Raw genomic sequence first — 13,796 nt, forward strand, 5'->3', positions numbered from 1 at the left:
GGCGTGTCTCCTCAGGCCGCGGATTGCGTGACGGCGCGCTTGGCGGCGCGCAGGCGGGTCTTCAGGCGGTCGACCGAGCAGCCATCCATGGCGTCGCCCGGCCCGAAGCTGACGGCGGTCTCCTCCCAGGCCGCGTCCAGCGCGGCGAGGTCGCCGGCCTCGTCTTCCAGATCCACGGGGGCATCGGCCGCCGCAGCCGCCTCGCCTCCGATCCCGCGCAGCGCCGCGAAGACGGCCGCATAGGACGAACCCCGCTTGGACAGCCGCTCCTCGAGGAGTTCGAGGATGTGCGCGGTCTCCGAGAGGAGCGCACGCGCCTCATCGAGCGGCCGGGTCGACAGGAATTCCAGGAACAGCGGCAGGTAGTCGGGCAGTTCGTTCGCCGTCAGGACCAGGCCGCCCGTCTCGTAATGGGCGACGAGGTCGACCATGGCCTGGCCGCGATCGCGGCTTTCGCCATGGATGTGCTCGAAGAGATGCAGCGACAGCCGCCGCGTCCTGTCGAAGAGCTCGACATAGGCCTCCTGGAGTTCGAAGAGATCGGCGGCTTCGAGCTCCATCAGCAGCCGCTGCAGGGCGGTGCGCGTCTCCGGATCCACCAGGCCTTCGGAGTGGACGACGGCGGCGATCTCGCCGCCTGCCCCCTGCAGATCCTCGGACGGATAGGCCAGCAGCGCCGACAGCGCCTTGAAGGTTCGGGCGAACGTCGTGTCGGCCATCATGCGATCTCCATCGGGTTGGAGGCCTTCTTCGGCTTCTTCGTGCCGAACAGATTGGTCTCGGTCGCGCCGCCGGAGCAGCCATTGCCGAAGGAGAAGCCGCAGGAGCCGCGCAGGTCGGCGCTGTCCTCGTTCCACTCGCGATGCGCGGTCGGAATGACGAAGCGGTCCTCGTAATTGGCGATGGCGAGGTAGCGGTACATCTCCTCGATCATCTCGCCGGTGAGGCCGACGCGGCCTGCCAACGCCTCGTCGAGGCGTCCGTCGATCGTCTTCGCCCGCATGTAGCCGCGCATGGCGAGCATGCGCTCCAGCGCCAGCGCCACCGGCTCCTCGTCGCCGGCCGTCAGGAGATTGGCGAGGTATTGCAGCGGGATGCGCAGCGAGCGCACGTCCGGCATCTCGCCGTCGACGCCCATCTTGCCGGCGGCTGCCGCCGACTGGATCGGCGAGAGCGGCGGCACGTACCAGACCATGGGCAGCGTGCGGTATTCGGGATGCAGCGGGAAGGCGATCTTCCACTCCATCGCCATCTTGTAGACCGGCGAGCGCTGCGCCGCCTCCAGCCAGGCCTCCGGCACGCCGTCGGCGCGAGCCTGGGCGATGACCGCCGGATCGCTCGGATCGAGGAAGAGTTTCAGCTGCTCCTCATAGAGGCTCTTTTCGTCCGGCGCGCTCGCCGCCGCCTCGATGCCGTCGGCGTCGTAGAGGATGACGCCGAGATAGCGGATGCGCCCGACGCAGGTCTCCGAGCAGACCGTCGGCTGGCCCGCCTCGATGCGCGGATAGCAGAAGATGCACTTCTCCGACTTACCCGACGACCAGTTGTAGTAGATCTTCTTGTAGGGGCAACCGGAGACGCACATGCGCCAGCCGCGGCACTTGTCCTGGTCGATGAGGACAATGCCGTCCTCCTCGCGCTTGTAGATCGCGCCGGAAGGGCAGACCGCCGCGCAGGTCGGGTTGAGGCAGTGCTCGCACAGCCGCGGCAGGTACATCATGAAGGTGTTCTCGAACTCCCCGTAGATCTCCTTCTGGACGCCCTCGAAATTGTAGTCGGCGGAGCGCTTCTCGAACTCGCCGCCCAGGATCTCCTCCCAGTTCGGCCCCCATTCGATCTTCTCCATCCGCTGGCCGCTCACCGCCGAGCGCGGACGCGCCGTCGGGAAGGCCTTCGATTCCTTCGCCGTATGCAGATGCTCGTAGTCGAAGGTGAAGGGCTCGTAGTAGTCGTCAATTTCCGGCAGGTCCGGGTTGGCGAAGATGTTGGCGAGGATGCGCCACTTCGCGCCCATCTTCGGCTCGATCTTGCCGTTCGCCTTGCGGCTCCAGCCGCCGTTCCACTTGTCCTGGTTTTCCCACTGCTTGGGATAGCCGACGCCGGGCTTGGTCTCGACATTGTTGAACCAGGCGTATTCGACGCCTTCTCGGTTGGTCCAGACGTTCTTGCAGGTGACCGAACAGGTGTGACACCCGATGCACTTGTCGAGATTCAGCACCATTGCGATCTGAGCGCGGATCTTCATTCTGCGGCCTCCAGGGGAGCTTCGCTGTTCAGCGGGTCTTCGAGCCAATCGACTTTCGCCATCTTGCGCACGACGATGAACTCGTCGCGGTTCGCTCCCACGGTCCCGTAATAGTTGAAGCCGTAGGACAGCTGGGCGTAGCCGCCGATCATGTGGGTGGGTTTGAGGACGGTGCGGGTCACCGAATTATGGATGCCGCCCCGGTTGCCGGTGAGTTCGGACCCCGGCGTGTTCACGATCTTCTCCTGGGCGTGATACATCATCATCATGCCCTCCTTGATGCGCTGCGAGACCACCGCCCGGGCGGTCAGCGCGCCGTTGGCGTTGAAGACCTCGACCCAGTCGTTGTCGACGATGCCGGCATCGCGGGCGTCCTTCTCCGAGATCCAGACCACCGGGCCGCCGCGGTTCAGCGTCAGCATCAGGAGGTTGTCGGAATAGGTGGAGTGGATGCCCCATTTCTGGTGCGGGGTGATGAAGTTGAGGGTGATCTCCTTGTGGCCGTTCGGCCGCGCGTTCTGCACGCTGCGCACGGTCTTGAAGTCGACCGGCGGCTTCCAGGTGACGAGTTCCTCCCCGAACGCTCGCATCCACAGATGGTCCTGGTAGAGCTGCTGGCGGCCGGTGAGCGTGCGCCAGGGGATCAGTTCGTGGACGTTGGTGTAGCCGGCGCTGTAGCAGACCTTTTCGCTCTCGATGCCCGACCAGGTCGGCGAGGAGATGATCTTCCTCGGCTGGGCCTGGATGTCCCGGAAGCGGATCTTCTCGTCCTCCTTCGGGAGAGCCAGATGGGCATGCTCGCGTCCGGTGACCTTCGACAGCGCCTGCCAGGCCTTCACCGCAACCTCGCCATTGGTCTCCGGCGCCAGCGACAGGATCACCTCCGCCGCATCGATATCCGTCTCGATCTTCGGCAGGCCCTTGGCCGGTCCGTCGAGGTGGACGCCGTTGAGGTGACCGAGTCCCTCGACCTCGTGGCCGGTCTGCCAGGCGATTCCCTTGCCACCATTGCCGACCGTGCTCAGGAGCGGCCCGAGCGCGGTGAAGCGGGCATAGAGGTTCGGATAGTCCCGCTCGACCACGGCGACCGAGGGCATGGTCTTGCCCGGAACCGGGTCGATCTCGCCGCGCGCCCAGTCCTTGACGTCGAAGGCCTGGCCGATCTCGCCGGCCGTGTCGTGCAGGATCGGCGTCAGGACGACGTCGGTCTCCTTGCCGAGCACTTCCGTCGAGACCGCGGAGAAAGTCTTGGCGAGGCCCTTGTAGATGTCCCAGTCCGAACGCGCCTCCCAGGCCGGATCGACGGCCGCCGAGAGCGGATGGATGAAGGGGTGCATGTCGGAGGTGTTGAGGTCGTTCTTCTCGTACCAGGTGGCCGTCGGAAGCACGATGTCGGAGTAGACGCAGGTGGTCGACATGCGGAAGTCGAGCGTGACCAGGAGGTCGAGCTTTCCTTCCGGAGCCTTGTCGTGCCAGACCACCTCCCTCGCCTGCCCCGCGCCCGCGTCGCCGAGGTCCTCGCGCAGGACGCCGTGCGTGGTGCCGAGGAGGTGGCGCAGGAAGTATTCGTGCCCCTTGCCGGACGAGCCGAGGATGTTGGAGCGCCAGACGAACATGTTGCGCGGCCAATTCGCCGGATCGTCCGGGTCATGGCAGGAGAGCTCCAGCTCGCCGGACTTCAGCGCCTTGGCGACGTAGTCTTTCGGCTCGAGCCCGGCCTCCTTCGCCTTCTTCGCGATGGTCAGTGGATTCTGCTTCAACTGCGGCGCCGAGGGCAGCCAGCCCATGCGCTCCGCGCGGACATTGTAGTCGATGAAGCTGTCGTTCCAGTCGCCGTCGGGCGCCGTCGGCGAAACGATCTCGGCCGCCGTCAGCGTCTCGTAGCGCCACTGGTCGGTGTGCGCGTAGAAGAACGAGGTCGAGTTCATCTGCCGCGGCGGTCGCGACCAGTCGAGCCCGAAGGCGAGCGGCAGCCAGCCGGTCTGCGGCCGCAGCTTCTCCTGGCCGACATAATGCGACCAGCCGCCGCCGGACTGGCCGATGGCGCCGCAGAACACCAGGAGATTGATGATCCCCCGGTAGCTCATGTCCATGTGATACCAGTGGTTCAGGCCGGCGCCGAGGATGACCATGGAGCGGCCATTGGTCTTCTCGGCATTGGTGGCGAACTCGCGCGCGACGGTGACAATGGCATCGCGCTTGACGCCGGTGATGCGCTCGGCCCAGGCGGGCGTGAACGGCACGTCCTCGTCATAGCTTTTGGCGACATTGCCGCCGCCGAAGCCACGGTCGAGGCCGTAATTCGCCATCATCAGGTCGTAGACGGTGGCGACGCGAACGGTCTCGCCATCGGCGGTCTCGATCGTGCGGACCGGCAGATTGCGGGTGAGCACCTCGCCATGCTGCGTGGCGACGAAGTGCTCGGTCGCACGGCCGCCGAAATAGGGGAAATCGACCTCGGCGATCTCGGCGCCCTCGCCGGCCAGCGTCAGCTTCAGCCGGATGTCGCGGCCGTCACCGTCCTTCTCCTCGAGGTTCCACTTGGCCTCTTCGCCCCAGCGGTAGCCGACCGAGCCCCGCGGTGCGACGAACTCGTCCGAGGCCTCGTCGATGGCGACGGTCTTCCACTCCGGATTGTTCGCCTCGCCGAGCCCGCCGGCGATCTCCGAAGCGCGCAGCATCCGCTCCGGAACGAAGCGCCCGTTCTTCTCGGCGAGCCGCACCAGGAAAGGCATGTCCGAGTAGCGCCGGAGATAGTCGTCGAAATAGGGCACCGCCCGATCGAGATGATACTCGCGCAGGATGACATGGCCCATTCCCAGCGCGAGCGCCGCGTCGGTGCCCTGCTTCGGGTTCAGCCAGATGTCGGCGAACTTCGTCGCCTCGGCATAGTCGGGGCTGACGACGGCGCTCTTCGTCCCCTTGTAGCGGACCTCGCTGTAGAAATGGGCATCGGGCGTGCGCGTCTGCGGCACGTTGGAGCCCCAGACGATGATGAAGCCGGCATTGTACCAGTCGGCCGATTCCGGCACGTCGGTCTGCTCGCCCCAGGTCTGGGGCGAGGCCGGCGGCAGGTCGCAATACCAGTCGTAGAACGACATGCAGGTGCCGCCGAGGAGGCTGAGATAGCGCGAGCCGGCCGCGTAGGAGACCATCGACATCGCCGGGATCGGCGAGAAGCCGATGATCCGGTCGGGGCCGTGCTTCTTCGCCGTGTAGGCGTTGGCGGCGGCGATGATCTCGTTCACTTCGTCCCAGGTCGAGCGGACGAGCCCGCCATGGCCGCGGATCGAGGTGTAGGAGTGACGCTTGTCCTGATCCTCGACGATCGAGGCCCAGGCGGCCACCGGCGGCAGCGTCCGGCGCGCCGCGCGCCAGAGCTTCAGGAGCCGGCCGCGCACCATCGGATACTTCACCCTGGCGCCGGAATAGAGGTACCAGGAGTAGGAGGCACCGCGGGCGCAGCCGCGCGGCTCGTGGTTCGGCAGGTCCGGCCGCGTGCGCGGATAGTCTGTCTGCTGGGTCTCCCAGGTGACGATCCCGCCCTTGACGTAGATCTTCCAGGAGCACGAGCCGGTGCAGTTCACGCCGTGGGTGGAGCGGACGATCTTGTCGTGGCTCCAGCGCTTGCGGTAGCCGTCCTCCCAGGAACGGTCCTCGTTGGTGACGATGCCGTGGCCGTCGGAAAAGCTCTCCTGCTCCTTGCGGAAGAAGGTCAGCCGGTCGAGGAAATGAGACATTGCGTGCCCCTCCTTATTCTGCGGGCGCGAGCGGAGCGTCGGGCGCGGCCTCGCCGTGCTCGATGTCGTGGAGATGACCGCCCTTGCGCGTGTAGAGAGCCCAGGTGAGCGCGACGCAGGTCGCGTAGAAGGCCATGAAGCACCACAGCGCCGCTTCCGGACCGCCGGTGAAGGCGATCGAGGTGCCGTAGCTCTTCGGGATGAAGAAGGCGCCGTAAGCGGCGATGGCGGAGGTGAAGCCGATGATCGCGGCCGATTCCTTCTCCGCCTGGCGCTGCTTCGTGGCGGCGTCGGCAGCCGGCATCAGCCGGTCCATGTCCTTGCGCATGATCGTCGGGATCATCTGGAAGGTCGAGGCATTGCCGACGCCGGTGGCGAAGAACAGCACCATGAACATCGCGAAGAAGCCCCAGAAGGCGCCCGGCTCGTCCTTCACCGAGAGGAAGTAGAGGACGCCGCCGACGGCCGCGATCATCGCGATGAAGGTCCAGAAGGTGACGCGGCCGCCGCCCCAGCGATCCGAGACCCAGCCGGTCAGCGAGCGCGACAGCGCGCCGACGAGCGGCCCCAGGAAGGCGAAGGCGAGCGCGTCGACTGCCGGAAACTGCGTCTTCATGAGCAGCGGGAAGCCGGCGGAATAGCCGATGAAGGAGCCGAACGTGCCGGTGTAGAGCCAGCACATCGTCCAATTGTGCTTGCGCTTGAAGATCACCGACTGCTCGGCGAAGGAGGCTTTCGCCGCGGCGATGTCGTCCATGCCGAACCAGGCGGCGATCGTCGCGAGGACCAGGAAAGGCACCCAGACGAAGCCGGCATTCTGCAGCCAGAGCGGCGCTGCACCAGCCTTGACGGCCTGCGGATCGCCGACGATGGCGGCGAAGACGCCGGCGGTGATGACCAGCGGCACGACGAACTGCACGACCGAGACGCCGAGATTGCCGAGCCCGGCATTGAGGGCGAGCGCATTGCCCTTCTGGCGCTTGGGATAGAAGAACGAGATGTTCGCCATCGAGGAAGCGAAGTTGCCGCCGCCGAGGCCGCACAGCAGCGCCAGGGCCGCCATCACCCAGTAGGGCGTTGTGGGATCCTGGACGGCGTAGCCGATGCCGACGGCCGGGATGAGCAGCGAGGCGGTCGTCAGCGTCGTCCACAGGCGCCCGCCGAAGATCGGCACCATGAAGGAGTAGAAGATCCGGAGCGTCGCGCCGGAAAGGCCCGGCAGGGCGGCGAGCCAGAACAATTCACCCGTCGAAAACTGGAAGCCGACCAGCGGCAGCTTGGCGACGACGACCGACCAGACCTGCCAGATCGCGAAGGACAGGAGGAGCGCCGGGATCGAGATCCACAGGTTGCGCGTGGCGACGTGGCTGCCCTTCTTCTGCCAGAAACTGGGGTCCTCGGGACGCCAGTCAGTGAGAACGTGCGAAGACATCGAGATCTTCCTCGGTTGGTTGTCGGGATGGTTTGGGTTGGCGGACGAGGCGCCGGACCCGCTCTGGTCCGGCACGGTTGTTCGGAATCTACTCGGCCGGGGCGACGCGGCCGCCGCGCGGCTCGGCGGCGGCGGCGCCGCCGGTCGCGGGCGCCGGATGCGGGGCGTCCGGCACATCGCTGAGATACGTCTCCGCTGCGAGCTGCGGGTACTTGCGGGCCTCCATCCGGCCGATCGCGACATGCATCCAGATCATCGAGACGAAGACGATCACGAAGAGCAGCATGAAGCAGCTCGTCCACACGCCGGTGAGATCGTTGAGCGCGCCGAAGCCGATCGGCAGGACGAAGCCCCCGAGGCCGCCGATCATGCCGACGAGGCCGCCGACCGAGCCGACATGCCCGGGATAGTAGACCGGGATATGCTTGTAGACGGCAGCCTTGCCGAGGCTCATGACGAAGCCGAGCGCGATGGTCATCGCGACGAACAGCGGCAGGGAGATCCCGAAGGAAAAGGCGAGCGGGCCGTTGATGCCGGCGACGACGTACTGCGTCTCGGGATAGCTGAGGACGAACAGGCAGAGAAGCGCGACGGCGAAGGTGAGATACATCACCCGTCGGGCACCCCAACGGTCGGAAAGCCAGCCGCCGAACGCCCGGAACACCGAGCCCGGCAAGGCGTAGGCGGCGGCGAGCATGCCGGCGGTGGCGAGCGGCAGGTGATAGGCGCCGACATAGTAGCGCGGCAGCCAGCTCGCGAGGGCGACGAAGCCGCCGAAGACGAAGAAGTAGTAGGTCGCAAAACGCCAGACCTGGATGTTCTTCAGGGGCTCCAGCTGCGCCAGCGCCGAAACCGGCTTCTCACCGCTCCTGCGGCGGGCGGCGTGGGCGGGGTCGTCCTTGGCGAACAGGAAGAATGCGACGGCAACGATCGCCAGGATGACGGCATAGATCTGAGCCGTTTCCTGCCAGCCGAAGGCAAGAACCAGGAAGGGTGCGGCGAAATTGGTCACGGCGGCGCCGGCATTGCCCGCCCCGAAGATGCCGAGCGCCGTCCCCTGCCGTTCCTTCTCGTACCAGCGCGAGACATAGGCGACGCCGACGATGAAGGAGCCGCCGGCCAGCCCGACCCCGAGGGCCGCCAGAAGGAACATCTCGTAGGTGCGGACGAAGGAGAGAAGGAAGCAGGCGAGTGCCGTCGTCAGCATCTGCAGGGTGAAGACCAGCCGCCCGCCGAACTGCTCGGTCCAGATGCCGAGAAAGATGCGGCTGATCGAGCCGGTGAGGACGGGCGTCGCGACGAGCAGGCCGAATTCGGTGTCGGTGAGACCGAGCTCCTGCTTGATCCTGACGCCGAGGATCGAGAAGATCGTCCAGACGGCGAAGCATGTGGTGAAGGCGACGGTGCTGAGCCCCAGCGCCCTTGTCTGATCTCCGGGAGCGACCCCCGCCATCTTCTGCATCGTGCCCCCTTTGCGGGACGAATCCCGGCCGGCTTGGAATAACAACCGGACAGTGGCGGGCGTGCCGAAGCTTCCCCTTGATCCATGTCAATCGACTTGAGTTTTCGTGGTGTTTCGCCAAATCACTGATCAGTATCATCCAAGCAATTGCGAAGTGCATCCCGATTTAATGACTTTTTTATTTCTTCCGGTTGATAAACGTCAAGCGGCGCAGCAGGCGCCGGTGCTGTCGGAGAACGGAGACCATGCGGCCAGACGACATCAGCGACGTGCGCGCCCTGCCACTGTTCCGGGAGGTTCGCGACGAGACGTTCGACGGGCTGCTGCGGGCGAGCTTCCTGCAGCGATTCCCGCCGGGCCTGGTGCTGATCCGCGAGAACGAGAGGGCCGATTTCCTGCATGTCGTCGTGGAAGGCGCCGTAGAAATGTTCGCCTCGTCGGCAGGCCGGGAGACGACGATCAGCTTCGCACGGCCGGTCAGCGCCTTCATTCTCGCGGCCGTGCTGAAGGATCAGGTCTATCTGCAGTCGGCGCGGACGCTGGAGACTTCGCGCGTGCTGATGATCCCCGCCTCCAGCGTGCGCGAGGCGATGACCGACGACGCGGCCTTCATGGCGGCCGTCGTACATGACCTCGCCACGGCCTACCGCTCGACGGTGAAGGACCTGAAGAACCAGAAGCTGCGGACAGGCGCGGAGCGCCTTGCGAACTGGCTGCTGCGCCTCGACAGCGAGCAGCATGGCACGGGAAGCGTGGAAATCGACGTGGAGAAGAGGCAGCTCGCCGCTCGGCTCGGCATGACGCCGGAGAACCTCTCACGCGCCTTCGCGGCGCTGAAGCAGCATGGGGCCATCGTGCGGGGAATGCGCGTCGAGATCGTCGACCGTGACGCGCTCATTGCCTTCGCGAGACCGGACCCGCTCGTCGACGACGAGCGGACCTGAGTGTCATGGAAGGGACGCGGCGGGAGCTTTGGACCGGCCTCGGCCGGGCTCCCGCCGCGCTGGAAAGGCTGGACGGGAGGTCAGGCCGCCAGAAGTTCGTCCGCAGGACCGAAGAATTCGTAGTGGATGCGGTCCTGCGCGACGCCGGCGAGCGCCAGCCCGTTGACGAAGGTCCGCAGGAAGCCTTTCGGGCCGCATAGGTAATAATCCGCCTCGGCGACCGGCGTGTTCGCCTTCAGCCAGTCGAGCGAGATCTGGCCCTCCTCGTCGAAGTCCTTGCCGCGGACGTCTTCCGGACGCGGCTCCAGATAGAAGGTCGTCGCGTCGACAAAGGCCGTGGAGGAGGCCAGATCCCGCACACGGTCGCGCATCGCATGCGTCGCGCCGTTCAACGCACCATGGACGTAGTGGACCGGGACATTCGCGCCCGTCTTGGCAAGCGTCTCCAGCATCGCGATCATCGGCGTCAGCCCGACGCCGCCGCTGACGAGGACCACCGGTCGCTCCGGCTGGTGCCCGAGGAAGAACTCGCCCGCCGGCGCGGACACCTTCAGCACCGTGCCGACTTCGGCCGCATCGTGAAGCCAGTTCGAGGCCGAGCCTTCCGGCTCCCGCTTCACCGAAATGCGATAGGTCTCGCCGTTCGGGGCAGCCGAGATGCTGTAGTTGCGCTTCTGCGGGTGCTCGCCCGGCAGCTCGAGCCAGAAGGTCAGGTACTGCCCCGGCTTGTGGGCGAGGACGCGGCCTCCGTCCACCGGCCGCAGAACGAAGGAGGTGATGACCTCGCTCTCGCGGATCCTCGCCTCGACCCGGAAGTCGCGCCAGCCGGTCCAGCCGCCGTCGGCCTCGGCGATCTGCTGATACACCGCAGCCTCGCGGGCGATCAGGATGTCGGCGAGGAACGAGTAGGCTTCGCCCCAGGCGGCCAGCACCGGCTCGCTCGCCGCATCGCCGAGAACGTCCTTGATCGCGCCGAGCAGCGCTTCGGCGACATAGGGATAGTGTTCCGGAAGGATCTGCAGGCCGACATGCTTCTGGGCGATGCGTTCGACCGCCGCGCCAAGAACGCCGAGATTGTCGATGTTCTGCGCATAGGCGAGGATTGCATCGGCGAGCGCCCGCGGCTGCGAGCCGGTCTCGCCGTGATGCGACTGGTTGAACAGGTTCCGGATCATCGGGTTCTGGAACATGCGGGCATACATCGCCCTGGTGATCTCCAGCCCGTGCGCCTCGAGGGCGGGCACCGTGGCCTTCACGGTGGCGATCGTCTGTGCGCTGAGTTGCGACGGCATTCTCGTTACTCCTTGGGTAGAATTGGTCGGGGAAGGCTCAGGCCGAGCGCGCGGCCGGCCGCGGCGCGAGCGTAAGGTCCGGCCGGAAGAACAGGCCTGCCCTCAGGCTGTCGGCGATCCGGTCAGCCTTGAGCTGGAGAAGAGCTGCAGCCTGCGGCGGGAAGCGGTCGGAGGTCGTCTCTCGCCAGATCCCCAGCCAGCGCTCGAACATCGCTGGATCGATCGCGTCCACATGGCGAAGGTGCGCCGCAAAGGGATTGCCCTTGTAGCGGCCGGTCCCCAGCAGGACCGACGACCAGAAAGCCGTCAGACGCTCCAGATGCGCCGGCCAGTCTCCGATGGCGCCTTCGAACAGCGGGCCAAGGACCGCATCGGCGCGCACCCGTCCGTAGAACGCAGATACGAGACCGCGAAGCGCCTCCTCGGTCAGGATTGCTCGTAGCTCGGATGGTTCCTGCATGACACCTCTCAAAACATGCATATCCGATACATGTTAAGTGGCGCCTATCGCCTCTCGACAAAAGATGCAAGAGAAATACATCTTAGGTGACGACAGTGCCGAACGGACCCGATGCGACTGACCCGCTACACCGACTATGCCCTGCGCGTGCTGATCTACCTGTCGGCGCGGCCCGGCCGGCTTTGCTCGATCGCCGAGATCGCGGAGGCCTACGGCATCTCGCACAACCATCTGACGAAGGTGGTCCACGAACTCGGCAAGGCCGGCTACGTCACGACCCTGCGCGGCCGCGCCGGCGGCATCAGGCTGGCGAGGCCTGCCGAGGAGATCCGGATCGGCGAGATCGTCCGCGCGACGGAAGACGGGTTTGACCTCGCCGACTGCCGGAACTGCGTGATCGCGCCGGCCTGTGGGATGACGAGCGTCCTTAGCGAGGCCGTCGCCGCCTTCCTGTCGGTGCTGGACCGCTACACATTCGCGGACCTGCCAAAGCGCGAGATCGACATCCTCTCGCTCTTCCCGCTGGCCGAAGCACCCGCAAAGGCAGCCCGGGCCGCGTCCAAAGCAGAGGCAACGCGATGAAGCCAGTGGCAGACATGGTACGAGATACCGCCGGCGAAGACGCCGCGCCGGCTGCCGATCACGACTTGGAAGTCGACGGCGTGCAGGTGGCGGAGGCCTTCGGCGTTCCGGCCGCGTTCTTTCTCGCCGAGATGCGACGCGGCAATGTTCATGGGAAAGTCGAACGCGGCATTGGTGCGGACGCCGGGCGCCACCGCCTCTCCTTCCGCTATCGCGGCCGCACGCTGACCTTCATCCGGCATCCGGACGGCCGGCTGCGGCCCGACGACGGACCGGCGCATCCCGGCTGAGCGCCGAGGCGCAACAGCTCATCCGGCCAGCGCCACAGGCTCCTCCCGCGCGGCCGCCCCGCGAAACAGGGCAGCGATCACGTCGGATTGGGTGACGATCCCGACGAGCCGGCCGCCGGAGACGACCGGCATGTGATGCAAGCCGGCATCGGCCATCAAGGGCACCAGTTCCGCGAGCGTCGCATCGGCTTCGGCACAGTGCGCCGGCGCGGTCATGATCGCACCGACGGTCGGTGCCGGCACCCTGCCCCACCTCCCCTTGAATCTCTGCGCTCCGGCACTGGCGATCGGCGTGGCGGGTCCCGACACGAAAGCCTCCAGAAGATCGGTCTGCGTCACGATCCCGACCACCCGTCGACCCTCTCCGATCACCGGCAGCGCCTTGATGCGGTGCGAGCGCAGGAGCCGCCGGGCTTCACCCAGCTCCGCCGACGCGCAGACCGTCGCGACATCCCGAGACATGATGTCGGCGGCGACGAGACCACCCGAGCGGCGGCGATAGGCCCGCAGCTCCGCCGCCCAGAGAAGTTCGGCGAGATCGTTGCGGTCGACGTCCACGACCTCGTCATAGCGGCTCAGAACCTCGTCGAGATCGGCCAGCGTGAAGCCGACGCGTTCGCTCGGAGCCGGGTCGGACGTCTTGTGCGGCGACGCAGCCTGCGGACGCAGGTGCGGATAACGGTGTCCCGTCAGGTTGTTGTAGGCGAGCGCGACGACGAGTAGCAGGCCCGAATTCATCAGGACGGGCGCCAGGGCGAAGACATAGCCGAGATCCTGCGCGGCCGGTCCCGCCAGCACCGCGGTGATCGCGACAGCGCCGCCCGGCGGATGGAGGCAGCGCAGGAAGAACATCGCGCCGATCGACAGGCACACCGCCATCGACGCCGCCACGAACGGATCGGGGATCAGCAGCCTGCAGGTGATGCCGATGAGCGCCGCCGTGCCGTTGCCGCCGATGATCGACCAGGGTTGGGCAAGCGGGCTGGAGGGAACACCGAAGAGCAGGACGGCCGACGCTCCCATCGGTGCGATCAGCATGGGCACGTCGCCGGACGCTCCGAGGATCAGCCGGGTGACAAACGCCGTCAGCAGGATGCCGAGAAGCGCTCCGCAGCTGGAGCGCAGGCGCTCACGATAGCTGACCTCGCCGAGATTGGGGATGAGGCGGACGATCTGGAGCTTCGGCAAGGCATCAGGCGGCGGTGGCCGCTCCTGTTTCACTGCCGGATCTCATAGCGGAGCGCTCAATATCTGAACACGCAAGACGTCCTCAAAAAAGGCAGTTTGCTGAAAATCTGTGCTTTCCTCGATCGGCGGGGTGGGGTGGCGCACTCGCCACGCCGCTGACG

At 66.3% G+C, this 13,796-nt stretch carries 9 protein-coding genes and 1 pseudogene; 3 read left to right on the forward strand and 7 right to left on the reverse strand.

The genetic code is table 11. The features are described from left to right. Positions 1-11 precede the first annotated feature (11 nt). From narJ to LH400_RS26245, 4 genes and pseudogenes are all read right to left on the reverse strand, one after another. The gene (narJ, locus tag LH400_RS02595; RefSeq protein WP_229151074.1) at positions 12-719 is read right to left on the reverse strand and encodes a nitrate reductase molybdenum cofactor assembly chaperone; all 708 of its coding nucleotides are present in this window, start codon (positions 717-719) and stop codon (positions 12-14) included. Further along, positions 719-2,245, reverse strand: coding sequence for a nitrate reductase subunit beta (gene narH, locus LH400_RS02600; protein ID WP_229151075.1), 1,527 nt, complete (start codon positions 2,243-2,245; stop codon positions 719-721). The genes narJ and narH overlap by 1 nt, the downstream gene beginning before the upstream one ends. Beyond that, positions 2,242-5,985 carry a nitrate reductase subunit alpha gene (locus LH400_RS02605; RefSeq protein ID WP_229151076.1) on the reverse strand — a complete coding sequence of 1,248 codons (3,744 nt, stop codon included), beginning with the start codon at positions 5,983-5,985 and terminating at the stop codon, positions 2,242-2,244. The genes narH and LH400_RS02605 overlap by 4 nt, the downstream gene beginning before the upstream one ends. Before the next feature lie 13 nt (positions 5,986-5,998). After that, positions 5,999-8,879 (reverse strand): annotated as a pseudogene (locus LH400_RS26245) (nitrate/nitrite transporter). Positions 8,880-9,124: 245 nt separating this feature from the next. On the opposite strand from LH400_RS26245, the gene LH400_RS02620 reads away from it, so the two are divergent. Continuing rightward, positions 9,125-9,823, forward strand: coding sequence for a helix-turn-helix domain-containing protein (locus LH400_RS02620; RefSeq protein ID WP_229151078.1), 699 nt, complete (start codon positions 9,125-9,127; stop codon positions 9,821-9,823). Positions 9,824-9,903: 80 nt separating this feature from the next. On the opposite strand, the gene hmpA is transcribed toward LH400_RS02620, so the two are convergent. Next, entirely contained in the window at positions 9,904-11,115 is a 1,212-nt protein-coding gene (hmpA, locus tag LH400_RS02625) for an NO-inducible flavohemoprotein (protein ID WP_229151079.1), read from the reverse strand. A gap of 37 nt (positions 11,116-11,152) precedes the next feature. Continuing rightward, the gene (locus LH400_RS02630; protein WP_229151080.1) at positions 11,153-11,575 is read right to left on the reverse strand and encodes a group III truncated hemoglobin; all 423 of its coding nucleotides are present in this window, start codon (positions 11,573-11,575) and stop codon (positions 11,153-11,155) included. A 111-nt stretch (positions 11,576-11,686) separates the two neighbouring features. Here LH400_RS02630 and LH400_RS02635 point away from each other — a divergent pair, with 111 nt between their 5' ends. Further along, on the forward strand, positions 11,687-12,157 hold the full coding sequence (locus LH400_RS02635; protein ID WP_229151081.1) for an Rrf2 family transcriptional regulator: 471 nt from the start codon (positions 11,687-11,689) through the stop codon (positions 12,155-12,157). Continuing rightward, positions 12,154-12,447, forward strand: a complete 294-nt coding sequence (locus LH400_RS02640) for a DUF6522 family protein (protein ID WP_229151082.1) — start codon at positions 12,154-12,156, stop codon at positions 12,445-12,447. The genes LH400_RS02635 and LH400_RS02640 overlap by 4 nt, the downstream gene beginning before the upstream one ends. Before the next feature lie 18 nt (positions 12,448-12,465). Here LH400_RS02640 and LH400_RS02645 read toward each other — a convergent pair whose 3' ends face one another. After that, positions 12,466-13,668, reverse strand: coding sequence for an HPP family protein (locus tag LH400_RS02645; protein ID WP_370638311.1), 1,203 nt, complete (start codon positions 13,666-13,668; stop codon positions 12,466-12,468). Positions 13,669-13,796: the final 128 nt, after the last annotated feature.

This window comes from Jiella soli (genome assembly GCF_020615385.1).
Classification (GTDB): domain Bacteria; phylum Pseudomonadota; class Alphaproteobacteria; order Rhizobiales; family Rhizobiaceae; genus VKMB-3413.

Excerpts from the sequence above, each read along its gene's own strand:
- narJ (WP_229151074.1), bottom strand. The coding sequence starts at position 719 with ATGGCCGACACGACGTTCGCCCGAACCTTCAAGGCGCTGTCGGCGCTG.
- LH400_RS02630 (WP_229151080.1), bottom strand. The coding sequence starts at position 11,575 with ATGCAGGAACCATCCGAGCTACGAGCAATCCTGACCGAGGAGGCGCTT.
- hmpA (WP_229151079.1), bottom strand. The coding sequence starts at position 11,115 with ATGCCGTCGCAACTCAGCGCACAGACGATCGCCACCGTGAAGGCCACG.
- narH (WP_229151075.1), bottom strand. The coding sequence starts at position 2,245 with ATGAAGATCCGCGCTCAGATCGCAATGGTGCTGAATCTCGACAAGTGC.
- LH400_RS02640 (WP_229151082.1), top strand. The coding sequence starts at position 12,154 with ATGAAGCCAGTGGCAGACATGGTACGAGATACCGCCGGCGAAGACGCC.
- LH400_RS02620 (WP_229151078.1), top strand. The coding sequence starts at position 9,125 with ATGCGGCCAGACGACATCAGCGACGTGCGCGCCCTGCCACTGTTCCGG.
- LH400_RS02605 (WP_229151076.1), bottom strand. The coding sequence starts at position 5,985 with ATGTCTCATTTCCTCGACCGGCTGACCTTCTTCCGCAAGGAGCAGGAG.
- LH400_RS02635 (WP_229151081.1), top strand. The coding sequence starts at position 11,687 with ATGCGACTGACCCGCTACACCGACTATGCCCTGCGCGTGCTGATCTAC.